This is a genomic window from Bordetella flabilis, assembly GCF_001676725.1.
Lineage (GTDB): Bacteria > Pseudomonadota > Gammaproteobacteria > Burkholderiales > Burkholderiaceae_B > Bordetella_C > Bordetella_C flabilis.
This window is the reverse complement of sequence record NZ_CP016173.1, coordinates 36,889-60,722: the sequence shown is the minus strand read 5'-3', so window position 1 is coordinate 60,722 and position 23,834 is coordinate 36,889. Positions and strand designations below refer to the sequence as shown.

At 58.2% G+C, this 23,834-nt stretch carries 27 protein-coding genes; 12 read left to right on the top strand and 15 right to left on the bottom strand.

The window, feature by feature from the left end:
• Window positions 1-222 (bottom strand): hypothetical protein, encoded by a 222-nt coding sequence (locus BAU07_RS27315; RefSeq protein WP_157122576.1) that lies wholly within the window; start codon window positions 220-222, stop codon window positions 1-3.
• A gap of 25 nt (window positions 223-247) precedes the next feature.
• Window positions 248-553, bottom strand: a complete 306-nt coding sequence (locus BAU07_RS26330; RefSeq protein ID WP_066665868.1) for a hypothetical protein — start codon at window positions 551-553, stop codon at window positions 248-250.
• A gap of 332 nt (window positions 554-885) precedes the next feature.
• Here BAU07_RS26330 and BAU07_RS26325 point away from each other — a divergent pair, with 332 nt between their 5' ends.
• The 8 genes from BAU07_RS26325 (at window position 886) to BAU07_RS26295 (ending at window position 5,954) form a co-directional block, all read left to right on the top strand.
• A complete protein-coding gene (locus BAU07_RS26325) occupies window positions 886-1,743 on the top strand; it encodes a hypothetical protein (RefSeq protein WP_157122575.1) in 858 nt (285 codons plus the stop codon).
• 29 nt (window positions 1,744-1,772) lie between these two features.
• Window positions 1,773-1,976, top strand: coding sequence for a hypothetical protein (locus tag BAU07_RS27310; protein ID WP_157122574.1), 204 nt, complete (start codon window positions 1,773-1,775; stop codon window positions 1,974-1,976).
• Window positions 1,973-3,103, top strand: coding sequence for a tyrosine-type recombinase/integrase (locus BAU07_RS26320; protein ID WP_084026130.1), 1,131 nt, complete (start codon window positions 1,973-1,975; stop codon window positions 3,101-3,103). Before BAU07_RS27310 ends, BAU07_RS26320 begins: the two co-directional genes overlap by 4 nt.
• A 98-nt stretch (window positions 3,104-3,201) precedes the next feature.
• Window positions 3,202-3,414 carry a type II toxin-antitoxin system RelB family antitoxin gene (gene relB / locus BAU07_RS26315; RefSeq protein ID WP_066665967.1) on the top strand — a complete coding sequence of 71 codons (213 nt, stop codon included), beginning with the start codon at window positions 3,202-3,204 and terminating at the stop codon, window positions 3,412-3,414.
• A 32-nt stretch (window positions 3,415-3,446) separates the two neighbouring features.
• Window positions 3,447-3,740, top strand: coding sequence for a type II toxin-antitoxin system RelE/ParE family toxin (locus tag BAU07_RS26310; RefSeq protein ID WP_066665859.1), 294 nt, complete (start codon window positions 3,447-3,449; stop codon window positions 3,738-3,740).
• A gap of 251 nt (window positions 3,741-3,991) precedes the next feature.
• A complete protein-coding gene (locus tag BAU07_RS26305) occupies window positions 3,992-4,501 on the top strand; it encodes a hypothetical protein (RefSeq protein WP_066665858.1) in 510 nt (169 codons plus the stop codon).
• 11 nt (window positions 4,502-4,512) lie between these two features.
• Window positions 4,513-5,100, top strand: a complete 588-nt coding sequence (locus tag BAU07_RS26300; RefSeq protein WP_066665965.1) for a hypothetical protein — start codon at window positions 4,513-4,515, stop codon at window positions 5,098-5,100.
• An 80-nt stretch (window positions 5,101-5,180) separates the two neighbouring features.
• On the top strand, window positions 5,181-5,954 hold the full coding sequence (locus tag BAU07_RS26295; RefSeq protein WP_066665856.1) for a hypothetical protein: 774 nt from the start codon (window positions 5,181-5,183) through the stop codon (window positions 5,952-5,954).
• Window positions 5,955-6,128: 174 nt separating this feature from the next.
• Here BAU07_RS26295 and BAU07_RS26290 read toward each other — a convergent pair whose 3' ends face one another.
• The 3 genes from BAU07_RS26290 to BAU07_RS26280 form a co-directional block, all read right to left on the bottom strand.
• Complete coding sequence (locus BAU07_RS26290) at window positions 6,129-8,498, bottom strand: inverse autotransporter beta domain-containing protein (protein WP_257739353.1); 2,370 nt, start codon at window positions 8,496-8,498, stop codon at window positions 6,129-6,131.
• Window positions 8,499-8,998: 500 nt separating this feature from the next.
• Entirely contained in the window at window positions 8,999-9,676 is a 678-nt protein-coding gene (locus BAU07_RS26285) for an EAL domain-containing protein (RefSeq protein ID WP_066665853.1), read from the bottom strand.
• A gap of 25 nt (window positions 9,677-9,701) precedes the next feature.
• Window positions 9,702-12,092: a DotA/TraY family protein gene (locus BAU07_RS26280; protein ID WP_066665851.1), complete on the bottom strand. Its 2,391-nt coding sequence runs from the start codon at window positions 12,090-12,092 to the stop codon at window positions 9,702-9,704.
• A gap of 77 nt (window positions 12,093-12,169) precedes the next feature.
• Between BAU07_RS26280 and BAU07_RS26275 the strand changes: the two genes are divergently transcribed.
• The 4 genes from BAU07_RS26275 to BAU07_RS26260 are packed head-to-tail and all read left to right on the top strand — an operon-like array spanning window position 12,170 to window position 14,426.
• Complete coding sequence (locus tag BAU07_RS26275; RefSeq protein WP_066665849.1) at window positions 12,170-12,604, top strand: hypothetical protein; 435 nt, start codon at window positions 12,170-12,172, stop codon at window positions 12,602-12,604.
• Window positions 12,605-12,615: 11 nt separating this feature from the next.
• Window positions 12,616-13,464, top strand: coding sequence for a hypothetical protein (locus tag BAU07_RS26270; RefSeq protein ID WP_066665848.1), 849 nt, complete (start codon window positions 12,616-12,618; stop codon window positions 13,462-13,464).
• 11 nt (window positions 13,465-13,475) lie between these two features.
• Window positions 13,476-14,066, top strand: a complete 591-nt coding sequence (locus BAU07_RS26265) for a hypothetical protein (protein ID WP_066665847.1) — start codon at window positions 13,476-13,478, stop codon at window positions 14,064-14,066.
• Between the two features lie 9 nt (window positions 14,067-14,075).
• A complete protein-coding gene (locus BAU07_RS26260) occupies window positions 14,076-14,426 on the top strand; it encodes a hypothetical protein (protein WP_232338390.1) in 351 nt (116 codons plus the stop codon).
• 174 nt (window positions 14,427-14,600) lie between these two features.
• Here the strand turns inward: BAU07_RS26260 and BAU07_RS26255 are convergent, their stop codons facing one another.
• From BAU07_RS26255 to BAU07_RS26215, 10 genes are all read right to left on the bottom strand, one after another.
• Window positions 14,601-15,170 (bottom strand): hypothetical protein, encoded by a 570-nt coding sequence (locus tag BAU07_RS26255; RefSeq protein ID WP_157122573.1) that lies wholly within the window; start codon window positions 15,168-15,170, stop codon window positions 14,601-14,603.
• 18 nt (window positions 15,171-15,188) lie between these two features.
• Window positions 15,189-16,232, bottom strand: a complete 1,044-nt coding sequence (locus BAU07_RS27435) for a hypothetical protein (RefSeq protein ID WP_066665843.1) — start codon at window positions 16,230-16,232, stop codon at window positions 15,189-15,191.
• Window positions 16,222-16,500 (bottom strand): hypothetical protein, encoded by a 279-nt coding sequence (locus tag BAU07_RS26245; protein WP_066665841.1) that lies wholly within the window; start codon window positions 16,498-16,500, stop codon window positions 16,222-16,224. Before BAU07_RS26245 ends, BAU07_RS27435 begins: the two co-directional genes overlap by 11 nt.
• A complete protein-coding gene (locus tag BAU07_RS26240; protein ID WP_066665839.1) occupies window positions 16,497-17,204 on the bottom strand; it encodes a hypothetical protein in 708 nt (235 codons plus the stop codon). The genes BAU07_RS26245 and BAU07_RS26240 overlap by 4 nt, the downstream gene beginning before the upstream one ends.
• Complete coding sequence (locus BAU07_RS26235) at window positions 17,205-18,053, bottom strand: hypothetical protein (RefSeq protein ID WP_157122572.1); 849 nt, start codon at window positions 18,051-18,053, stop codon at window positions 17,205-17,207.
• Window positions 18,054-18,134: 81 nt separating this feature from the next.
• Window positions 18,135-19,418, bottom strand: coding sequence for a secretion/conjugation apparatus DotM-related subunit (locus tag BAU07_RS26230; RefSeq protein ID WP_066665961.1), 1,284 nt, complete (start codon window positions 19,416-19,418; stop codon window positions 18,135-18,137).
• Window positions 19,419-20,260: 842 nt separating this feature from the next.
• On the bottom strand, window positions 20,261-21,268 hold the full coding sequence (parM, locus tag BAU07_RS26225; RefSeq protein WP_066665834.1) for a ParM/StbA family protein: 1,008 nt from the start codon (window positions 21,266-21,268) through the stop codon (window positions 20,261-20,263).
• 24 nt (window positions 21,269-21,292) lie between these two features.
• A complete protein-coding gene (locus tag BAU07_RS27300; RefSeq protein ID WP_157122571.1) occupies window positions 21,293-21,565 on the bottom strand; it encodes a hypothetical protein in 273 nt (90 codons plus the stop codon).
• Between the two features lie 153 nt (window positions 21,566-21,718).
• On the bottom strand, window positions 21,719-22,918 hold the full coding sequence (locus tag BAU07_RS26220; protein WP_066665832.1) for an ATPase, T2SS/T4P/T4SS family: 1,200 nt from the start codon (window positions 22,916-22,918) through the stop codon (window positions 21,719-21,721).
• A complete protein-coding gene (locus BAU07_RS26215; RefSeq protein ID WP_232338389.1) occupies window positions 22,902-23,828 on the bottom strand; it encodes a type IV secretory system conjugative DNA transfer family protein in 927 nt (308 codons plus the stop codon). The genes BAU07_RS26220 and BAU07_RS26215 overlap by 17 nt, the downstream gene beginning before the upstream one ends.
• Between the last annotated feature and the right edge of the window lie 6 nt (window positions 23,829-23,834).

The following is a 23,834-nucleotide window of genomic DNA, read 5'->3' as shown; positions in this document are numbered from 1 at the left end:
TTAATCATCAATCTCGATACCGTACTCGCCGCTAGTTCCGCGTTCACCTATAGCGCGGCCGGCAATTCCTGCTTTCTTCAGGGCGGTAAGCGCTGCTTGGCGGCGTTCTTCGCTTTGCACGCCCTCTTGGCCGACCAAACACACGCCGTTCGGCCAAGTGCGAACCCAAAGCCTCGGCAGGCCAGCGAGTGCGTCTTTTACTTTCTTGGTTTTGGCGCGCATGGTCATTGCTCCGGTTCGTGCTGCCTCAGGCGTCGTGCGGGAGGTTGGACAGCGGCCCGTGGTTATCAGGATGGCATTCGGCCTCGTCGCCATCGTCAGCATCGTGATCCTCGCTGCCTCCGCGCAGGCGCCTGGCCACATCGCCCTCACCGATCTCCAGCTCTTGCTTGATGTAGGTCCGCAGCTCGTTGCGGGTGGTGTCGTCGGAGAAGAAAACGCCCGCGAGGTCGCCGTCTTTAACCCCCAGGCGTTGCTGGATGAGCAGGCACGCGGCGTTCAGGGCGTCTTCGGCCAGCGCGTCGATGTCGATCGGATAAAGCGGCTTGTTCATCGTGATCACTCTCTGCTTACGCATTGTTTACGTATTGGCATTGTGAGCCCGCTCCGGCCCGATGTCAATACATATATGAACGTACATGGTTCATTTTGGTACTTCTCTTGCGCTCTTCTTCCCATAACTGTTATTATGGGAAATATCGGGGGTGATGGTCGGCGGCAGGTCGCCGACAACGAAAATGTTCCACGGCCTCAATGTCGATGAAATCCCAAAAGCTTTTTAGTTTTCAATGGGTTGAAGCGATAGATGCGGACTCGCGAGATTCCCGTGGAACAAAATCAGCGGGATGCGACCCCTCCGCTCCAGCCTAGAAAAAGGACATGCTCATGACTCCACGGCAGTTCCCCATCCTTCGCGACTCCTTGGCGGATCCCAGTCGGTTCGATATGGCTGTGGAACAGGTACTAGCTGGGGTGGAGGCAGGCTCCATTCGGAATGTCGTATGGCGCGACGCCAAGGAAACCCTCTCGCGGATTGTCGACAAGGCGTGGAAGCTGCACGTGAGCGAGCCCTTTTTTTATGGAAAATGGGAATCCCACCCGGAAGACGTGCGGCTGCTCTACAACAGCATCATGGTTATGGGGCTGCACGACATCATCTCTACGAGCAAGAAGGTCAGCAGGTCGAAAGCGTCAGGGCCAGCCGTGGACGCGATGCGAACCTTCTGCGCCGAGGTGTTGCCCCTTTCAGAGGCTGTTGCGTCCCTTAAAAATAAGGTGGTCAAAGGGCGAGCCCCGAGCCTGGCACCGTCCAAGCCGGTGAACCCCAACAAGGTCGTCAAAACCTGCCCGGTATGCTTCCGCCGTATTGCCGTGCAGCGAGGAACCATGGCTCATCACGGCTACGAGCGGCCTGGCTCCGGTTGGCAGACGGCCAGCTGCCCTGGCATCCAATTCAAGCCACTTGAGGTCTCCAGCGAAGGACTGGAATGGCTGATCTCGACCCTGCACGCGCAACTTGCGACCGCCACCCGTGCCTATGACAGCCGAGGGACGCATCCCGAATTTTTGCTCGTGAAACGCATGTACAACGGACCTCTCGAAAGGGTCACTCGTGATGATCCGCTCTGGCCCCAGGCGTTCCGCCGTCACGTGGCTCAATTGGAAGGCGAAATTGCGGGGCTTAAAAGAGAGATCCCTTTTCTAGAAAAGAAGCTCGAAGCATGGGAACCCGAGGCCGCATGAGCGGCAATGTCGGTCTGTTGGAGATGAGCATGAAGAAAAAAACGCTGACTGGAGAGGAAGCCGCAGCGGCCTTGGCAAAACATGCAGTGGCAGCGGATGGGCGCGGACAAAGCTGGGCGCTTGACCCCACGGTCCCGGGTCGTGCTGAATGGTTTCGAGTCACTATCGAGGGCGTTGACACCCCCACCGTCGTGCGGCTCTCGTCCGATGGTACCTGGACTCTCACGCAATGAATTTGGCCGAACTGGATCCCGGACGCTTGCTTGCGCCTGGTGCCGATCAGGCGGTTGGCGATGCCCTGGGCGTCCAAACAGATGCCCAGGCGGCTGCGGTCTGGATCAGGGCCAAGGGCAGTCGCACCGCGAACACCTTTGACGCGTACCGCCGTGAAGCCATCAGGCTACTGCTGTGGCTAGGCGAGAACGGCCTGTCGCTTAAGGAAATGAAGGTGGACCACGCCCATCTGTTCTACGCCCACCTGGCCAATCCTCCAGCTCATTGGCTCCGGCCTCGAAAGCCGCCGCGCGGTGTTGTCCTAGCACCAACGCAGGTGCTCGCGGCGCCGCTATCATCAGCCTCGATAGCCCAGACCAGGACGATTCTAGGCGGCATGTGCTCATACCTGCAGGACGCGGGCTATCTGCAATTCAACGTGTTCAAGCTGTCGATGAAGCCTGCTGTTATCAGTTCGGAGCGGCAGCAACGAGCTCTGCACCTCGATAGCTGGTTTTGGCTTTGGGATTGGGTGTGCAACCGGCCGGAGCGCAGCACACGCGACCGCGCGGTCGCCGCTCGCGCCAGATGGCTATTCGCCCTGCTCTACCATGCCGGACTGCGCCGTGAAGAAGCGGCCAACGGCGTGATGGGAGATTTCTTACGGACGGACAGCGGCTGGCTGTTGCGCGTCATTGGCAAAGGGCAAAAAGAGCGCATGGTGGCCGTGAATTCCAGCTTGCTGCAGGAGCTCATGCGCTACCGAAAAAGCTGGGGCCTGGCAGATTTCCCGCTGCCTGGCGAGAACATCCCACTCGTGGCGACAATCAACGTGGGAGCCCGTTCGCGGGCCTTGACGCCTCGCTCCATCGGCTTGATCGTGCACGAATTGGCAAAATCGGCCGCAGGCGACTGTCCGGATGAGCACATCCGCAGCCAAGTCATGCGAATGACCACGCATTGGATGCGACATACCAATGCCACCCACCGCCTGGCAGCGGGAGCCTCGCTTGAAACGACCCAAGACGAGCTAGGGCATGCCGACCCGCGCACGACACGGATCTACGCCAAGACGATTGACCGCAAGCGCCAGGAAGATGCCCAGAAATTGGCCGACCTGCAAGCCAACCTTGGCGCCCTGCCCTGACTGGCCCAGAATGGCGTGAAACCTCCATGCAGGCCGGGGAGCGGGGGCCCCTATCATCCCCGGAATGCCTTAAAATGAAGAGACACAAGGAGCTTGCCATGAGCACTGCCCTCTCCCCGATAGTCTCTGAGTTCGAGACGCAAGAACAAGCGGATAGCTATGACCGCTGGTTCCGTGCGAAGGTGCAAGCCAGTCTTGACGACCCTCGGCCCAGCATCCCGCACGACGAGGCTATGGCGCTGATTCGTCAAAAACTTGCCGCGAAGCTGGCAGATGCGGAAAGCAATCCCATAGCGCCTTCGCAGGCATGACTTTACCTGCCCGCCGGGTAGCCCGATAGGTCATGCTTCCCATCTTCTGGAGTGCGCCCGCGCTCGATGATTTGGATCGCATCACGGACCACATCGCAGAGTTCGATGTGTATGCCGCCATCACCATCCATGAGCTGATTGAAAGCGCCGTGCATCCCGTTGCGGACCACCCGTACATCTTCAAACGCGGCCGGGTGCCGGGCACGCGGGAGATCGTGGCGCACCCCAACTACATCGTCATCTATCGCGTCCAGGCCGATTACGTCGAAGTCCTATCGGTGCTGCACGCCCGACAAGAGTACCCTCCCCGGACCTTGGCGAAGTAGCGCGCTACTTTGGCAAGGCGACAAGCGAAGCGCGTCAGCGCAGTGGCCTTTGAGGGTGAAGCCACATGGTAAGCTGTGCCTCTGCAATGCGCTGCATGCCAACGTGTTGCCCTTTCGCTTAAAGCATCCTGCCCGGATGCTTTTTTTTTGCCGCGCCGCCCCGGAGAAAGTTGCTACGGAAACACAATAAATCTGTTGGTTTGGTTAGAATTGGGTGTTAGAAAAACATTTTTAACCATATCGAGGCCCGCATGCTTGCGCAACGCCAGTTCGTTTCCACGATATACACTACGGGTCGCAATGCGGCTTTTCAGCGCAGCTTCCGGCGCCGCGCCTTATGGCTTCTATCCTTGCCCATCCTCCTCGCTGTGATGGCCTTTGTGGTGGCCACGGCCATCATCGGTCAACAGGTCGTGCCGAGTGATTTCACAGGCGCCTTGAAAGCCACTGGCATTGCGTCTTTTGCCTATCTCATCCTGGCTTTCCTATACTCGCCCGCCTACATGGTGGGCTTCGTGTGGTTCTGCCTGGGGACGAGCCCCCGCGACGCCGACGTGGGGCGGCGCCTGTTGGTTATGCCTATCATCACGGCCTGTTTTGTGTGGTGCCCGGTCATGTTTGTGTCTGCACTGAGCATGGAGGACCGGATCCTGGCGTTCTTGGCCTTGGTTCCTACAGCCCTTGTCGTAGGGCTCATCTGGTCTTTCATCGTGCGCTGGGCGGTTTCCCTGAGCCTGCGAAACCATCCCGCGTTGGCATGACCGAGAACCCCATGCGTAATGAGCTGCTGCACCTGCTTGATGTCGCCGAGGCCGCAGAGGCGGGATCTGTACTGGCACTGATGGGGGGAAAATCGAATCCCCATGTCGCCCAGGACATTCCCGTGGCGGCCGAGATGCTTGGGCTGCTCCGGCACTTCATGGATAGGCTCCCGTATCAGGCGACCGAGGACGCGAGCCTTGCACTGGCGCCAGGGATCTACGTCCGTTCCACCTCGCGCCAAGTAATCGCGCTAGTGCCTATACAGGCGGGTGAGCTGGACCTGGTTGCGTACTGGCTGTGCCAAGGGTTTCAAAGCCCCAAGCTTGCCTCCATGCCGGGTCTGCTTGCCATTCCGTTCTCGATCGAAGAGCATGACGACCAGCGGTGGCTTATCCCAGAATGGTTCGCCCTGTTTTACGTGGACGCGTCGGTCGAACACTGCGTCCCTTTGCTCGCGCTTCGGTCTGTGCTGGATGACAGCCGATTTTCCGACTGGGTGCCAGCTGCACTCGCCCGCGCGGCGTCATTCGGCTTGTCAACCGACAAGGCGGTGCTGGCCGCAGAGCGGGTAGTTGTGCAGAAGTCAGGCGCCGCGTAGTTTACGCATTGTTTACACATTAACGCCGCACACTATCCGCAGTACAATTTGCACTCACCTCTCGTGCACAAGGACGCGACATGATCAACAACGGCATCCCGGCAGGCGGCGGCAATCGCAGCAATACGTCCTATATCGGATCCTATCAGCATGCCTTGGCATCTGATGCGGGCCATGCCATGGAGCTGCGCAGGCTGGCTGAGGAGGCGACTGTGGCAGCAGACCAAGCGTATGCTCAAGGTCGTCAAGAGGGGTGGGACGAGGCAGTCCGGGAAGCGAATGATCGGTTGCGTCAGCAGCTCGCCTTCACTGCACAGCATGTCGCCGACAAAGAGCGCCTGAAGGCAGAGCTGGACAAGCAAGCCAAGATAATCGACGCCCTGGAAGCGCGAGTTGCCGCAATGGAAGAGGAGAATCAGCGGCTACGCCAAGAGAACGGCTTGCTTCGCAAAGCCGATACCAGCCTGCGGGAGCTCATCATCTCGCTTCGGAGCGCGAACGAGAAGCTGCAACAGCAGGTGAAAGAACTAGATGCCAGCTATAGGGAGCGCACCCAGCAGTACGCAGATCAGCTCTGGCAATACAACCGCACCATGGTCTTCGTCTCGGCCGTCGGAGGCGTCCTAGAGGAATTGACGCGCGAAAACACGCCCCAGGCACAACATGCCAGGGAGCTGTTCGCGGAAAAGTATGCCCGTGAGGTGGATAAGGGCCTCCAACAAGGCACCATCAAGATGGCGCCTGATCTCGACCCCACCTTCGACCGATATTTGCCTAAGACAAGGCAATTTATCGCCGATCTGCTGGTCATGGCCCAGGAAGACAAGACGGAGAGCTTGTCGGCTGGCATGTAGTGGGCGAACGCCCTATCTTTGCCGGAAGCACTCCACCGCTGTGATGTGGCGCGGCATAGCCGCTGCCGCCCCGCACCTTCAGAAATTGGTCTGGTGCACCTGGTGCATTTTCGATCCCCTCGCAAACAAGGCGCGTAGGCCGGTCCCAGGACCGGCCTATAAACCGGGGCGAACTCAGCAGTCACCGAATGCCGTAAGAACCCTGGTAACGCCCGGATCGCTGGCCGACGCCTTGACTGTAAGGGTGGCAGACCTTGAGTCCCCGCATGCTAGATCGCCCGAAGGGATTCGGAATAGTGCACTTGCCTTGCCCGATCCACTTGCGATTACAGTAACAGGCGTCATGAAGTTACCCTCGCTGGTGGACGAGAAGGTGACTGTCGCGCCCGGCGCTTTCACGTCTCCTGAGACATCCCATGCTTTGACCGTGATGTCCCAGTACCGGCTGCTGAAGTCGCCCTGGTCCCAATTTTCCGAAACGTCAGTAATCTCAGCGCGTGCGGAATTTAAATCCAGCACATATTCAATCGCTAACGTCTTGCCTGCATCGCTCGCTGCGGCTTTTGCCGTCACGTGGGCAGTACCTGCAGACAACGGCGCCTTCAGCCGCGTTTGAGCCTTCCCGTCGCCATCGGTGGAAGAGGTTCCGGCGCTCAACGTGCCAATGTCGGTACTCCAGCTCACGGCAACGCCAGGCCCTACGGGGTTGCCGTTCCTGTCTTTGACCGTGGCCTGCAGCGTCACGACATCCGATCCATTAGCAGGCTGACTGCCAGCTGGTGCGCCATCTAACTGCGCCACCGTGGCGGTTGCCAGGTCCGCTACATACGTAATTGTCGCCATCTTGCCGGGATCGCCCGCCGCGCCGGTTGCCGTCACATGCACATCGCCGACAGTAGAGGGCGCGGTGAAATTGACCACTGCCACCCCGTTGTCATCTGTCAGAGACGAGGCCGCACTTAGTACACCCCGGTCAGCATGCCAATGCACGACGATGCCCGCGCCGACATTACTGCCGGATTTGTCCTTGATGGTGGCCTTAAGCGTCAACACGTCGGTGCTGTTTGCAACTTGAGGCGTGGACGGGGCGCCGTCCAACTGAATGACCGCAGCGCTTGCCGTATCGACCGAAAAGCGTGTGTCACTTTGGGCCGCTGTACCATCCGCGAGCGTGACTTGCACGGCAACGTCGTCCGCTTTCAAACTCGTCACGACGGCCGCAGCCTGGCCATTACGATTCGTCGTTCGTGCCAAGGACTTGAACGATGCAGTTCCCTTGGTCACTTTCCAGGCAACCGCGGTATCGGCCACTGGCTGCTCTTTACTGTCTTTCACGGTGGCCGTGAATGTCACCGCGTCGGTGCCATCGGCCGATGCGACGGCTTTGCTGCGCTCCAGCATAACGCGCAAAGCGGCCACGGGCGCCGCGTTCACCGTGATGGTCATCGCATTGGATTGAACTTTGTATGTCCCTTCGGCCGCCGTTGCCACGAGCTGGTATGTGTTATTGCCGTTCGGGTTGTATGCCGGCAGCGTCAGGATTCCGCTACCCGATCCACCGTAAGGCAACGCAAAACCTGCGGCTGAGCCCGACCACAGAACTTGTGGCGTACCTTTGTTGGCTACCAAATTCACTGGAAACGTAAGCTGCGATCCTTCAATACCGCTCGCAGTGCCTGGCAGCTGTACGCCGATGATGCGATCCTGCCGATATTCCAGCACGATGTCATTGTTGCGCTCAACCAGATCCTGGCGCATATTCTTCAGCTTGCGGCTCGCCGCCACCGCATTTTCATTGAACGCAAACTGCTTGTTCAGCGGCACACCGATCGCATACCGCATGCCAATAGTTAAGGCCGTCTCATTACGACCGCCTTGCCCCATGCGCTGCTCGATACCGAAGGTCATCGCCGGCACCGGGGTGTACGTCAGCCCGACTGTCCAGGCTGAGGGGTTTTCTTGGCGATCATGTGATCCAAAAAGCCCGACATCGTGCCCATAGTATTTCTCGTAGATGAGCTTGGCACCCACCTGAGGTAATTGCGGCAGATAGCCTTCAGCGCGGAGGTCAAAGCCGTTAGCCGGTCGCTCCAGCATGTTGTCCATGTCAGGCGACTTCTTCCAGCCGCTCGTGCGGAAGTACCCGTTGGCATTGAGCTTGAGGTAGTCGGCCCACACCTCCGCGCCCAGGCCATACCGCCGATTCCCTCGCGTCACGTCCGCATCGTAGAAGGCGTTGGCCCCCAACATCACCTTGTCGAAGAAATGGCGATACCCAAGGCCCACATTGACGGTGGTTCGGTAGCTGTCCGTGAACCGATCGTTACGGCGCACCCCCACCTGGCTGAAAATCAGCGACGATTTCTTGGCGTCGTACAGCGGAAATAACATGTCGAGGCTTCCACCGTGAAAAGACCCCGCATCCAGCCCCAGGCGTGCCGTGCCGAACTGATTCAGCCAGTCTTGCATGGCCTTCTGAGCCCCAGATACGGCCAAGCCCGATACGAATGACTGGGCCGCGCCAGAGCGGCCACTTCCAGCCATATCGATCGTCTGTCCTTCCAGATTAATCGCCCCTCCCTGTTGAGACTGTCTTCGGGCGCTCGCCTCCGACATCGCCTGATTGGGAGATGTCTCTTGGGGAAGCACACGATGCGGCATGACGTTGCCAAGGGGATCTGCCGCCGAGGAAGGCTGCCCCGGGAGCGCTGCACTTGGGGGAGCAGCCTGGAGGCGGGTGCCCGTCAGCGGCGCGGTGCAGCCTTGGACTGCGAACGCGAGAAGTACTAGGGCGCTCACGCTTCGTATACGGCGAGCTCGACGTGCAAACCCTTCCTGTTGATTGCGAGATGTCGGCATAGGTTCAAACCTTTTGGGCAAAAGAATCCCTACCCGCCATGGCTTGGCGGGAGATAGGCGTCTCGTGGACTGGATGATTTACTTTTTGGGAGGCCTTACGGCGGCTTGCGTGGATGGCTATTCATGGTCATCCGGGTACGGTTGCGTTCTGCAAAAGCGCGATGGCAGCGGCGACTTTGCATCGCTCATGCGATAACGACATTGCCAGTCCTCTCGGCGAGGTTATCGACAAGCACGGGACGCCCGTGTAGGAAGCCTTGCTGCCAATGCAGTCCCATATCCGCGAACTCTTCGCTGCTTTTCTGATGTTCCACCCGCTCCACGATGGGCAGAATGCCGCTGTTCTGGCAATACCTAATGGCTTCCTGGATGCGGTGGTCCCGTACAGTGTGACCCTCGAACTTGCAGTAGTCCCAGTCATAGCGGACAAGCCGTGCCCTGGATGACCGCCCATCACCGAAATCGTCCAAAGCCAGCTTGACACCAAGGCGCTTGAGCTGAGGCCATGCCTCTTGCAGTTTGTCGTCGCCAATTCCTTCTGTTATTTCGATCACGACGGCGAACGTGGCGTAGCTTGTGATCTTCGCCAGGTGCGAGATCCACGTAGCCAAGCGGCCTGGCTCGGAAATCGTGCTCGCACTGACATTGATAAATAACCTCGGTGCGATACCCGACACCGTTTCTGCGCGGTCGAGAATGGCCGACAGCATGTCAATGTCCACTCCGCTCCATTGCGGAGCTTCAGGAAGATCCGTCGGGCCTAAAATCTTGCCGTCGCGGCGCCAACGGGCAAGAGCTTCGTATGCCAGGACTTCGGAAGTCAGCCCATAAACGATAGGTTGCAACGCCGGAAGTAGTGTCATGATGGTTCCACCGACATTTCTTGGACTAGGACGTGGATCCGGGTGAATTGGTGGGGCTTGGTGTCACGCCCTGCTGGTTGACGCTCAGCAGAGTTTCATTGCGCCCACTACCCCCTCCCCTGCCACCGCCTGGCCCGCCATTTGGAGGCGTTCCGCCGCGCGGACGCTCAGGTCCGCCGATTCTGGTCGTTCGGGGGCCGTTGGAAAGCTGGTCAACCATACGTTGCGCGTTCTGGTGCCCGCCACGCACCTCGGGGATTGCGGCGCTTGCGCCCAGGTCGCCAATGCCGGCGCTTATCCAGCGGAGCACCTCGTCTGGGAGAGCTTGGGGCAACCCATAAGTCATCCACAGCACGGGCATAAGGGTCAAGCCAAACACGATCAGCCACCAAAAGAACGTCACTATTGAAGCCACAGAGCCGATCGCGCCAGTAGAGCTGGCCACGTCTCTGTGCATGGTGAAGAATGCTTTGGCGATATAGGTGATGATGGGGTCGGAGATCAGCATTGACGCGAAAAGCCCCAGCACCGCCAATGCAGGCCGAACAAACAGGGCAAGTAGCATCAAATAGCCTTGGGTTTGCGATCCAATGAAGGTCCGATCGGGCGTCATGTGCATAACTGCCCATAGGGGTGCAGCCACACACGTTTGCAAGACCGCAAGGATCCAACCCACCACCACGATCATGAAAACCGTGTAAGGAAACGTGGGAATGATCACGCCAAAATAGAATGCGAGGGTTTGTAGATAGGTGCCTATGGTGCTCAGCCAGCGGATCGGAACGGCCATCATCCAATCCCAGAAGGGGGTGACCACCTTGTCAACTTCAAGACCTGTGCCCAGGAACTTGCCGCCACTGACTACGCCCGCAGCTATTCGGGCTCCTGTCGCTGATGTTTTGAGAAACGCGTCCGTGCCGAGGACCGCGACATATTGCAGGGTCAGATAGTCCCCAACGCATTTCATGCGATTGATGGAGCCACCAATTTCACCTGCAGAGCCGCATGGAAAAATCGCGCTGGCTTTTCCATCATTCCCTGCTCCTGTTGCCATCCCAACAATGGCTTCCATCATCCCGTTTGTCCAACGTGACACCGCCGAAGCCATGTTCTGCTGCACGGTGGAAATATTGATGGAATCATCGATGTCTTTTGGTAGAAGACCGTTCAAACTCTCGGCGGTCAAATTCCGTTTGGCATCGTCGGGCAGCTTTCCATCTGCTTTGGCTTGCACGATATAAGGGATGGTGTTGACGCTGCTCGCAAATTCCCTGGTTTGCTCGCTTTGCGGCAATCCGCTCGTCGTCGGAGCCGAAACAGACCCCACTGATTCGGCGAAGATTTGCGCCAAGGTGCCGCGAGCCATGCCGACGCGCTGGAACCAGCCCCCAGCCGACGCCCATCCTCCTTTTGACAAAGTGTCATTGAGATACGTCTCCATGCCTTTGTCCATTGCGCCTTGCTGTTGCGATAGGCTATTCAGGAGCTGAGTAGCGATCCGGTCCTCGTGTCGCTTGACGATATCGTTGAAGGTAGAGGAATCAACCCTGTCCCATCCATCCGCGTTGATTGATGTGGGCCATGAGTCCACGAAGGACTTGATGTCCGCCATGAGGCTTTGGACCTCGGTGTATTTCTGCTGCTGGACCGCGACCCTTAAGGAATCGAGCGCCTTCTCGGTCGGGTCCGTGAGATTCTGAGCGCTATACAGCGAAAGCTTCACCACTCCGCAAATGGGAGCTCCCCCGGCTAGGTTGGTCGCACTGTTGGTGTCGCTGATTGCGAAGCTGTATTCCATGCGACTACCTATCGGCGTGCCGGCGCCGCCGTTCAATTGCACCGAGGGTCGTGATCCGGAGGCCATCGTGTAGGCGGCATTGGCAGCACGGGCGCAATACATTGCGCCCATGTACTGTTTTGCGAATTCCCGCATGCCATAGTAAGAACCGGGCGCAGCCGCATTGCTTACGATCCCGGCTGGGCTCAGTAGCCCCATCGTCATGCCAGTCCGGTAAGTGAGGTTTGCGAAGCCCACCCCCCAAAGGGCAAGCATCAGCACGATGAGCTGGATGATGGAAAAGCCACTTGCCGTAGGCAGCAGAACTCCCCCGCCCGAGACCACCCGCATGATGGTGTTGGGCGTTGACCAGTTTTTGCCCATGACCTCTCCGTCATTGGCCGTATTCATGACGCTGCCCATCACCACGCCACTGACGATGAACCCGGCGACGATCATGATTCCGCTGGCGTAGACGCTGAACATCGTCGCCAAGATATTGGCCGATGTCTCAATTTTCGAAGTGTCTCCGCCGTTCAACAGACCGTTGATCACGGGGCCGAAAACCCATTTGAGGATCTCTACCGAGGTGTCGTCCGTACACGCTGCATCCGTGCACGGAGCGAATGGCATGCTCATTACTATCCCCTTTTCTTTGCGATAGGGTACATATAGAATCCATAGAATATTAGCCGATATTTGGACGGATAGTTAGAATGATTGAACATAAGATTTTTGACAAAGCGGCCGAATGGGTACATACCAAAGCCTATCCGGGGTTGCTCGAATGTTTAGACACAGGCGAGCTTCGACAAGCCTTTGAGGCCCTGGCAACCGTGGCAGAGGATGCAAATTCGACGTTTTTGATACCCGACCTTTTTCCCGGCATCGACTTGGACGTGCTATACGTCCACGACCTCGAAAACACGGGCGCGCAGCGCACCGCTTCGCTTTCGAGCGATGCCGCGCTTCCTGGCTTGTCTGCACGCGCGCTCGCCGCAATCGGGTCGGCCCTGGATGCCGAACTGCGCGTGAGCGGCAACGATATGGTTCGCTACCGCGAAGGAGGCGCGGAGATCATCGTGTCCCGGCCGCAGGTGCGGAGCCATGTCTTGAAGGCGACCGGCACCACGCTCCTGACCAAACCCTAGGCGGACTTGCCATGGCCGACAGAACCGTACAATTTCAGCGCGCGGTGGACTTCCTGAGCGAGAGGCAAGCCCGGGGGCCGATCGCGCAGCGCATCGGCCTGCCGCTGCATGCCGGCGTCAGCCTGCCGACCGGCGCGCACACCGCCCAGGCCAATACCCTTGGCTTGCGTGCTCTCGTACGCGGGGTTGCCTCCGCGACAAAACAGGCCTTCCGCGCCCGTTTGGCAGAGTTCTCCGAGGACTCAGAGCGGATATCCACCGAATTCTTCTTCGCCCAATCAAACCGCCTGTCCGGTGCGGAACAAGTCGCGCTGTTCATGGAAGGGCGAGAATCAGGCGCCGTTGCCCATGCAGCGGCGCGGCAGCCCACCGTTCCACGTGAGCTTCAAAATGCCCTTCTGGAACACGGGTTCCATCATACGGAGGCAATGCGAGCATTAGCCGCAAACCCTTCCACCCATCCACAGACGCTGCTACCCCTGGCGTCACACCCCATCAGGGATGTCCGCATAGCCGTGGCGTCGCATATCGGCCCCCGGATGAGGATCGAGGAAAAGGCGCTAGAGGCCGACAAGCAGCTTGTTTTCAATACGCTGATTGAGCAGTATGAAGACGGGTATGGCCCCTTTATAATTCCTGTCTGTAAGGATCTTGAACAGCTACGATGGGTGTTTGACCGCAGCACGCTAACGCCTGCCACTGCCAGCCTGTTCACAGAAAACCCTTATGCCAGCAATGATATTTTGCTCAGTGTCCTCGGGTCCAACACAATCGGGCTTCTGCCAGGAGGCCCAGGCGTAAAGGAACGCGCGCGCGCATTGGTCAATAATCGTCTGGGAGACCTCGGACCAACCCTCTAGAAGCCCAACTTATGCAGCTATCCATACGCGAGGCCAGTCGTTTTGTAATCGGCACTGCGCTCCTTCGAGCGCAGGCGATGCAGCACGTCGAGCACGCGCAAATGCTGTCTTTCGACAACGTGGCGGCAGCCATATTGCAGCCGACAGAAGAAGGAAAGCAGCTTCGCCGGACAGTTGAAACGTTGGCTGATGGCCAGGCGGAGTGGTTCCGATCGAACCCGCCGCATGCAATGAGTTCTGGCCGTGTCATGCAGAGCCGTGCCGCAGAGATCGCCGCGCTGCGGCGGATTGGTGGCGCTGCCGTCTCGACGCTGGCCTACGGGCCGCGCGCGGTGGCAGGCGACGCCGTTGCGGCGGAGCAGCTCACATCAGCCTACAGCGAGGCATACACAGCGATTGATGCTGCACCTGGATCGACCAACGATCGTCGGGCCCTCGTAGGACTGCTTCATGATCAAACCCAGCGCTTGAGCTCGAAGCCGGAAACCATTCGGAGCTTGCTCAACAATGCTGAAAAGCGTTGCCTGGCGCGCCAGGCGGCGGCGATCTTCTCTCGCTACGACAGGACATTGGACCGTAGCGACGACTTCGACAACCGGTAAGAGGTGACTATGGCTACGGCCCAAGAATTTCAAAGCATGGGGATCTCGATGTTCCCATCGCAGGATCGCGAGATCATCCTGGGCAAGCAGCCCGTGCTTTCAGAATATGGCGCCGGCGTACGTGAAGCCATCCGCAAGCTGCCACCTGAAGTCTCCAAGGAATTGTTGTCGGAATACAAAGCGCCCTCGCCTGCCCTTCTGTCTTCCGTTCAAGCCGCCATCATCGGACGAGAGTTCGCGATCGAGAACGCTGCAAAGGGTGTGAACCTTGACCGCGAATGGGCGGAAGGTGGCATGACCCGTCGCCTGGACGAAGTTGGCCTCGCTGAAGAAGATTCGTGGAACCGGCCGGAAGCTTGACCTTGCTTGTTTCGCGACCGTTCACTGCGCCCATAGAGATTTCCACAGATTCTGTGGATAGAATGTGTCCGGCCAGCAAAAAGCCCGCGTAACGCGGGCTTTTTGCTGGGATGGGTAATTAATGCGCTACACGGTGCTTTTGCCCGGGTAACAGGGCGCACTGAAATCCTCTCTTCAGAAGAACCGGGACATATCCTGGGACCGCATACGGGCCGCTGTGGCCTCCAATAGCCCCGAGGTGATCTCACCCTGCCTGACGGGAAAACCGAGGCCGTAGGGACGCCCTACGGCCGTCACGGCGCCATTCTGCACTTCGACACCGACAGGCTGAACAAACCGGCCTTGCGATAACTGCCCGCGCTTCTCCGCGCCCGCCACATGAATGCCCAGGGCGATGGGAGGGAAGTGCACCTCCATGAGCGACACGCCTGTCACGCAGAGATAAAGGCGGTCTGACAGGTACGCGCAGTCAAACGGCATATGCGCCATCCACGCTGCCTCAAAAGGCTGGGTGCCGAGCAGAATTGTGCTCCCTTCCAGCGTGAACGCGAACCTGCCGCTCTGCACAGGCGAGAGCATCATGATTTGGCGATGACTGGGGTGCGTTGTGATCTCGTTTCGCGAGAAGTTGGCACTCCACCGCAAAAAGGCCGCGTACGCGGCCAGTTGGCGAGCCCCCTTTTCGATGCGCTTCTGGTCTTCAGCGCTGATCTTGGGGCCCTCGTCCCCGTCTTGCTTGCCCATACCGTACCCTTCCTTGCCCTACGCGTTCGGATCTTCTTTGGATTGGTCAACGAGCGCATTGAAAACTTGCTCCGGACTTCGCCCGAGACGCGCGGAGTAGTCGGTAAGGCGGAAAAAATCGTCCAGAATTTTGTTGAGCGTTTTCTGAGGCGTGTACCCAAAAATCGCGGCCTGATCCACGATCCGTTGGTGGATCTTCGACTTCAGCGTGTACCTGTTGCTCGGATCCTTCTTGTGGCTTCGCAGCGTGTACAGCCCCGCGCGCCTGGCCATGGCCATGACCCGCTCGTAGTCGGTATGCGACAGGTCGAACTTCGCTCGCACGTCGATTTTCCGGCATGGAGTGCCGTTCTTCTCACATACGCGGATCCACTCCACCACGTCCAGCATGATGATTGCAAGGCTATTCAGGCGGGCAAGATGGTTGAAGCCGCTGTCGATCTGTCCGCGCTCGATGGAGCCGCGCTCAGCATCAGGTCGCGCCAGCGCGGATGACAGCCCCTTGAGCACCACTTCTTTGGACAGGTCCAAAGGATTCCGATGCTTCTTGGTCTCCTTGAAGTCCGGCGACTGACCACGCAAATAGTGGACGCTACCCTGTTTGGCAACTTCGCCTTTGAGGTACGAGCAGACGATCACAAACGTATCCTCGGTGCATAGGGCCCGCTGACTATCTTGGTCCAACTGCTGAAGCCGCTCCTTGAGCTCGCCCTTGGCATCCTTGGCTGCTATAGACCAGAAAGTTGCACCTTTGGCCTCGACCTCGCGGATGATTTCTCGCGTGCGCTCTGCCGCGCGCTCCCCCGTGAGCCCTTCGGCTTGCACCGCATCTGCTGCCATACCTTCGGCGAGAAATGCCGCACGCTGCATCTCCTGCACCATGTTGAAGTAGCTCTTGACCGGCAGCACTTTGTCGCTCAGGAGGACAAGGCGCTTCAGCAGAATAGCGGTATTTGCCAGCACCGCTGGCGAAGGGATCAGCAGGCTACGAAAGCCTTGAGCGAACTTTTGGATTTCGCGAACATCTTCCGCTTCGTCATTCATAGCGGTGTCAGGATGCATAGTCACTCCGATGCGCGAGAGAGGCCGGTGAGAAATACTCTTCAAGCGTGTGCAAGGTTGCGAGAGGGGCGGTATTGAACAATTCGTGAATCGTGATCAGGGTGGGCTGAATATGCTCTGCGACCTTCCAGGCCGGGAGTGCGCTCCCATCACGCTGCTTCATGGCGCCCAGTAAATGGCGTGGCAAGGCCTCACGCCACTGGACACGCTCGGCGACCGAGATCAGGCCGAAATCCCCCTGCAGGGAAGGCTCAACCACCGGCATCATTGCGCGGCTAGGCAGCCAAGATCGCCTGCCCGCCCGGGATCCAGACCCATGGAGCGCAGGGTTTGTTTGGTCAGCTCAACTTGAGCGGTAATAGAGGCGGGATCCTGAGCCATGTTCTCGGCGACAGCGGCCTGGATAGGGTCAGCGGCGTGCCCAGTCCGAGCCGATAGCCCATAGGCAAGGCAGAACCCTACAACGGCGACAGCGGCGACCACCGCCGCAGACCTCCAGACCGATCGGTTGCCTTTTCCAGATTGCGTGATAGGCGCCGACATTGCCGGCTCGCCCGGGACGGCGCCGACCATCCCGGGGCTCGTCAATTGCGGCTCCTTGTACGCTCCCAGTGCACGGCACTCCCATCGGAGATAGGATTGAAGAGCACGCCCGAAAGAGCTGGCGACTGCCTGCCGTACATCGACCAGGGGGAGGTTATCCGTCGTTGCGATCGTTGCCAGGTCATGGCACTGAACGCTGCCATCATGCGACGCAAGCAGCTTGACTCTGTACTCGGACTGCCCTCCTTCGACTTCGCATGAGATCTCGGTAGGGGGGCGAGGCAGCATCACGACGCGCGGCATACGCAGGGTGTCCCCGGCAAAATCGCTGTCAAACATTACTGCGATACGGTTGTCCATCGCGGTGATTTGCACGAAAGGCGAAAACCTTTCCGTCGTCTTCGTGCCGGAGACTTTTGAAAGTTTCACCTAGAGACTCCCGAAAATATCTTGCAGAACGGCATCATCGGTTAAGCCGGTCATCATTTTGGGACGCCCAGTCCGATGGTCGATATAGAAAGCTACGGGCACACCCGCTTGCTGGCCTGGCTCCTGATTCTGCTCGAATGCCGCAAACATGAAGGCCAGGTTCAAATCAAGCGCCTTTATCGTTTCAGGGGTCGGTTCTGACTTGATGGGCTCATGCTTGCCGAGGATCCGGGCCAACACCGCAGGGTCACTTGATTGCAAAATCGTCGCCGCGATCGGCGTGCCGTTGGCCTTGTCGCCCAAAGCAGTCGTGGGGATCCATTTAATGGAGTACCCCTTAGCGACGTATGGCCGTGTCTTTGCATAGGCCTGTTGGCAATAGGGACACCGTGGATCGATGACGACATACACCGTGTCCGCAACGCCGCCCTGCCCTTCTTTGACGCCCTGGAGAGAATCGACCGTATGCATGGCCTGGGGAATGTCCCCCGTAAAATTCCCGGACATGGCCGACGCGCGCGAAGTTCCAACACCCATCGCGGGTGGCGTGGATCCCGTCGATTCATGCGTGAGCACGGGTAACTGCATATCGGAGATGTTTCGTCCCGATTGCGCATCCCATACCACACCTGCGATGACCGCCATATTCGGCGCCGGGGGCGTCGTATATAGGGTAATCTGCTTGCCGTTTTTCTCTACTTGCCACGCCGTCAAACCGCCGACGCCAGGATCGAGCTTGCGGACGATCTTTCCATAGCGGGAAATGACGGCCTCGGGGGACTGGGCGACGCTTTGCGCAGCGGGAAGCACGGCAATAGCCGTCGCAACCAGCAACTTTCCGATGTTCACGATTCTATTCTCTCGTCAGAAATCAGCGGTTTCACAATTCTAACAAAACCGCCCGATCATATCACCAAAAGAGCGAATCGTTTATCCCCTGGCTTCCTCATACGCCTTCTTGTCGGCTTCGGTGTAGCGGAACCCGTGCATGGCAGCTTCCAGCCCGCTCACGGCCTTGTCGAGCTGGGGCTCAACGATGGCGCAGCCCGCTTTTGCTTCGTATAGGTAGTGGCAATAGACGGCCGAGCCGCCTTCCGCAAAAGCCACCTGCCTGCCGATGCTGCTGCGTAGGTACCAGAGCTCCCGATCGTAAAACCGCAGCCATCGCACGTCCGCAGGCGGAAATACGCCGAGGGCACTTGCGCGGACATAGCACGCATACAGAATTGTCCTGCGGAATGCATGCTGCTCGATGATCTGCTTTACCTCCGGGTGCATCAGATAGCGCGCGATTATTTGCCTGGGATAGGACAGATCAAATGCAGGCCGCAACCATGCATAGCCGTCATCGCCGCTCTCCCGCTTTCTGCCCTGGCGCTCCACCGACGACGTGAAGTGGTCCCAACACCACTTGATGAGACCATCACTATCGGCCATCGCATTCTTGAATGCCGCATCATCCATACGGGGGTCTGTCGCAGCTACCCGTGGGAGGACTATTGCGAGCAATAGCGTCTCCCCAGGCGTCAGATCCGCAGAACGAGTCCAATGAGGGCCGAGCTGCGCGAGAAATACCGCCGTAGCAGCCTCCCGGTTCAAAACGGGCACATACTGGCCATCTGCCATTTTTTGCCACCCGCTGATAAGGCGGTGTTTGTACGCAAATTGCCGAGACGTGAGGCTCATGCCAAAGAGCGGATCGGCAAGCGGCTTGGCTACCAAGTCTAGCCTCTCCACAAGCTTTAGATGGGGGTACAGCGCGGCATTTTCTTTCACGAACGACTTAATGGAGTGATTCTTGGTAAATCGAAAGCCGGGGTGGGTGCGGGACACTTGGCGAAACATGCGAAAACACCAACCGCCGAGAATAATGACGCATAGACCATTAAAGACCATGGATGAAGAAGTGATTTCTCCCCAACTAAGCGTTGAAAAATCCCGCGTACATAGCAGAATAGTTCTCTCGGGCGCACATACCCGTTGCACCCAATTGTGAGCAGACGAAATACCGGGCAGATTGAAAAAAGCGCCCGCCAAATTCAAAACCCACACCTCTGCATAGCGCACGTATACATACAGCGCGCTGATTTGCGTATGTGCGAAATACCATGCGATCCATACGGCGGCAATCACCATAACGATGATTCCGGCTACGGCTGCTGGATCGCTGAATTGGAATGTCCGGTCTGTCCCTTGGGACTTGCTTGTTGCCATGCTCAAGATCCAAAAAAGGCCCTCAAGCACGCTTGAGGGCCTGTCTACCGCGCTTTACCTGTTCTCCGTTCCATCATCTTCACGCCCCGCAATTCCGCGCAGCCGACCCCAATCCACCGCTGGAGGCCTTGGCTTCGGGTTATCGCTGGGCTCTGATGCCTGCACAGGGCCAGGCGAGTCCGCCGATACAGGCGCCTCAGGTTGGGGCACCGGGCCTGCAGGTGACGAGGCCTCTGCTAGTTCTGAAGCAGGAAAGGCGCTCTCAGGGCTGCGAGTTTGGTCATCCCGGTTATCCCGGGTCACGTCTGACGCCGACGGCTCCATAGGCGTACCGTGAGTAACCGCTTCCCTTGCATCCAGGTATAGCTTGCCGATTCGGTAGCTATATTCGCCTGTCGGAAAAGTTGAAGCCAACGCGTCAAGGATCGATTCTTCCGTGGCGTCAGCAGGCTGCTTATCGACAGCCGTGCGTAGCGCGACAAACCCCCGCCGTAGGCATTCTCGAAGCAGCTCGGTTTTGCCCCCATATACGCCATCCCGGGCCTCAAGCTCTGCCAGCAAATCCGCCTCGGCCGCGATATTGGCCCGCAATCGGATCTCGAACCGCTCTTTTTTTGCGGCTTGATTAGTCACGATCGCTCCCTGTTCGGTTGGGTTGTTGGACGCGCTCACGTGCCTGCTCGCGATCTTTACGAAGATCGTTGTAGCCGATCAAAACCAGCGAGCGCAAAAACGTTGTGCGCTCCCCGCTGGGTACGGCCTTGAGCAGAGCTATTGCATCGCGTTCCACTGGGTAGCGTGGAGCAAGCAACACGCCGGTTCTCAGCGGTTTGCTCGCCATCTTACTCACCCTCGTTGCCGAAAACGTACTTGGCGATTTTGAACATCCCACGCGCATTCGCGAACTCGGGCTGCTTGGCGAAACGGTGATGCGGGAAATACTTCTTCAACTGATCCTCCATCACGATTGCGCCGCCGCCGACAAACAAAACCGAATCCAAGTCTTTCCCGGAGCCGATTTTGGTACGCACACCAGCCATAATCTGTTCGGCCAGGTTTTCCTTCTCGCGGACCAACAACTCTCGTACGTCCTCGACCTGTCCCGAAAGCTTGACCGTTCCCGTCTTGATTGCATGTTCGATTATTCGCGGGGGAACGTTGTCCAAGTCGAATTGCGACCGCAGCCTCGACTCGATAGCACTGTAAAGACTGAGAACGCCAACATCGTTAGAACCCGAACGCTCCGTATTCACCTGCTGTCCACCGGGGAAGATCACGGCGCAGTCGGTCGTCTTTCCGCCGATATCGATGACGCCGACCACGGAATCGTTGAGAGTCTCGAACTGTTCGGAAGGGGAACCGTCCATATCGATGAGTTGATCGAAATAGGCAGCAATCGCTTCCGTGGTCACCACGTTCTTTACGATGTTCGCCATAGGCTGCCCACCGCTGCTCACCTTCTTGCGCAGATTCTCCTGCTTGGCGTGGATCAGTGCGTCGTTACGCTGCCCATCGGCCAGGTAGTAATAGGACACCGGCAACCCAGTAGCGATGGACACATCTTTACCAGAGAGGCCCGCTTTGCGCAAAGCGTGATGGACCAACACCCGATTCAGAGGCGAGCGCGGGTAGTCTGCAAACCTCGTGTCGTCGGTGCCTTCAAGATGCTCGTGCACCGTGAAATCATGACCTTCTTCCGTCTTGTACAGGCCAGCCTCGTCGCTTTGCCAGGAAATCATATGGCGCCCCGCGCGGCCGCGCGACGGCACAGAAAAAGTCGTCCCGTTCTCCAGGACCACCTTGATCGCGTAGTGGCCATCATCCACGCCGACAACACTTACCTTGCCCATATGTACCTACCCTTCGCAGTTTATTTATCGTTGACGAATAAATTCTTTAAACCAGTTATTCGTTGCTTTTTCACGCCCACTTATCAAGTACCAAACAGACCGCCATGCAGCAGGCAACGTCATTTTGGAAATGAAGCGTACGTAAAACAGCACCAGGACTGACAGGATTGCCGCGCTGAAAATGGTCCAGGTCTGATAAAAAATCAGGACAATCCACGGCACGGCAGCAGCCCAATGGACAGCAAAGAACAAAACCTCTCGGGCCAAATTCGACCAGTGATAACGGCCTTTATTCATGCTTCCTCACGCCACCCTTATCAAATTGATTACACACTCTTGACACTATCAAGGCGACATGTGGCGCGATCGTACCACACAACATCGCGCGATACAACCGCCGTGTCAACACTGTCTGCCACCATTGTCACGCACTGTCGTCCGTCGCCGACGCTAAGCCTCGGCTTTTTGACGCAGTTGTGCCGCCGTGGCGGCACTGATGGCGCCATCTGCGAGCAACCTGTCGGCCTCCTGGACGAACGACCAGCCCCGCGCCCGCATGATGTCTCGGAGCGTACCCGTCACTCGCCCCATATCGGACATGACCATGAGCTCATCTCGAACCCTCTGATCGCATTGCAACCACTCTCGCGCTGCAACTCGACGCCCATTTGCGCCCGGCACTAGAGTTTGCGCCATAATAAAGCGGGCGCTTTCGATAATGTCGTAGATCGCTGTAGCGCGCTCAGCCTCAGGGAATCTGGAAATAAGCCTGCGCACAACAGAAGCGACGTTAGTGGCGTGCACCGTACCGAATACTGGATGTCCGGTCTGTGAGGCTTCCACCGCTGCACGGATTGTCTCTTCATCCCTCATTTCGCCAATCATTATGAGGCCTGGCTTACGCCGCATCGCCTCACGGTTGGCAGCGTAAAAATCCGCAAAATGGGTGGGGATCTGGGACTGTACAATTATCGAGTGCTTGCTGGCGATCGACTCAAAAGTGAATTCAATCGGCTCTTCGTGAGTAACTAGATTGCCTTTTATAGGCGTGTCATTCTCAAGAATGAAGCGAAGAATCGATGCAAAGGTGGTCGTCTTTCCAGACCCAGTACGCCCAGCGACGTACACTATGCCGTCCTCCGGACATGCAGCGCGAACAATGTCTTCCGTCAGCCCCAGTTCCGTATAAACCGGAGGATCTTTCGCAATGGCTCGCATCACTATTTGGCATGATGTCTGCCCGTGGTATGCAATCGGCGACGCATTGACGCGATACTTGTGCCGCACCTTGTCGCCCCGGAAATCACGTAGCTTTGGATCAAAGACCTCATACCGAGTGTTGACTGCCGTTCCACCGACGATATCGGTCCACGCTGTATCGCGGTTTGCGCACAGGACGAGGATTTCGCGCACTTCGCTATCATCGAGCGCGCGGTGACTGACAGCCCGGAGGCCTCCGTTCACTTCGGCACAAACCGGATATCCGGGCTGAATCAGGATATCGCTGGCCCCCTGCGCAAGGGTCTCCAGCATCAGAGCCTTGAAGTCCTCCGAGGTTTGGAACCTGAACGGATCTCGATATGCGGTCCTCCACTCCAGCCGCTCCAGGAGCGCTCCAGGTTCGCCGCCATTGTCAATTGTCGTGTCCATCCACCACCCCGCTCGGGACTGAACTCCCCTGCCCTACTACGGGAAAGGTCTGGGCCGTGGCGCTGCTAGGCGCCGGCGCCGCCGCACGGGGCGCCGATGTGATCCACGGTGTGCGAACATCGCTGTTCGGCGCTGCCGAAGGCGTGAGACCCGTCCATTTCTTCATATCGCCGTCGAACTCCGATAGCGCCGTAATGCGCAACAGCGTCTCGTCCACCGCCATGGTCGAGCCGTTGTTCGTCACAGGGATGGACTCGCTCGCAATAAGCGGCATGGTTATCTTCCCCTGCAGAACAAACTCGTGGAAGCGAAGCATGCCTATGAAGTCTCGATTGAGCCTGTCCATCGAGTGCTCCAGCATGATGTCGGCCTGCTCTATTCCTTGACGCCAACCATCAGCGACCCCTTGCTCCCACAGACTCTTTTCCGCCGAAGTCGCGGGCTTGATCATGTTGAAAGATGAGGGCAACGTCCCCGCAGTCGGGAATGACAGGTAACCACGCCAAGACGGTGCTACGGAAGCGAACTTTGCCTGGGACTCGATTTTGTAATAGGCCCCAGAAAGTCGAAGCGTAAGATCGCCGTCCTGGTTATAAAGATCAGTCGCCTGCACGATCACGGGCGGCACCACCCGGCCCTGAATCATCAAATTGCCGAAGTCGTAGATCGTGTCCAGCTTTCGCTCGTTGGCCTTCACGTCACGTCGGATCTTGTCCAGTTGCCAGGCAATGCCGGCCTTGACACCGATGCCCAACGCGGTATCCAGAAGCGCCTGCGACCGTGCGCGTTGGGCATCGTTCTGCTGCGCCATGAGCGCGGCAGCGGTCGCCGCGCTGCCACCACGAGACTGATCCACCACTTCGACGTAAGCAGACCCCTCATAGAGCCGCTGGGCCTGCTCCAGGCTCATGGGCGG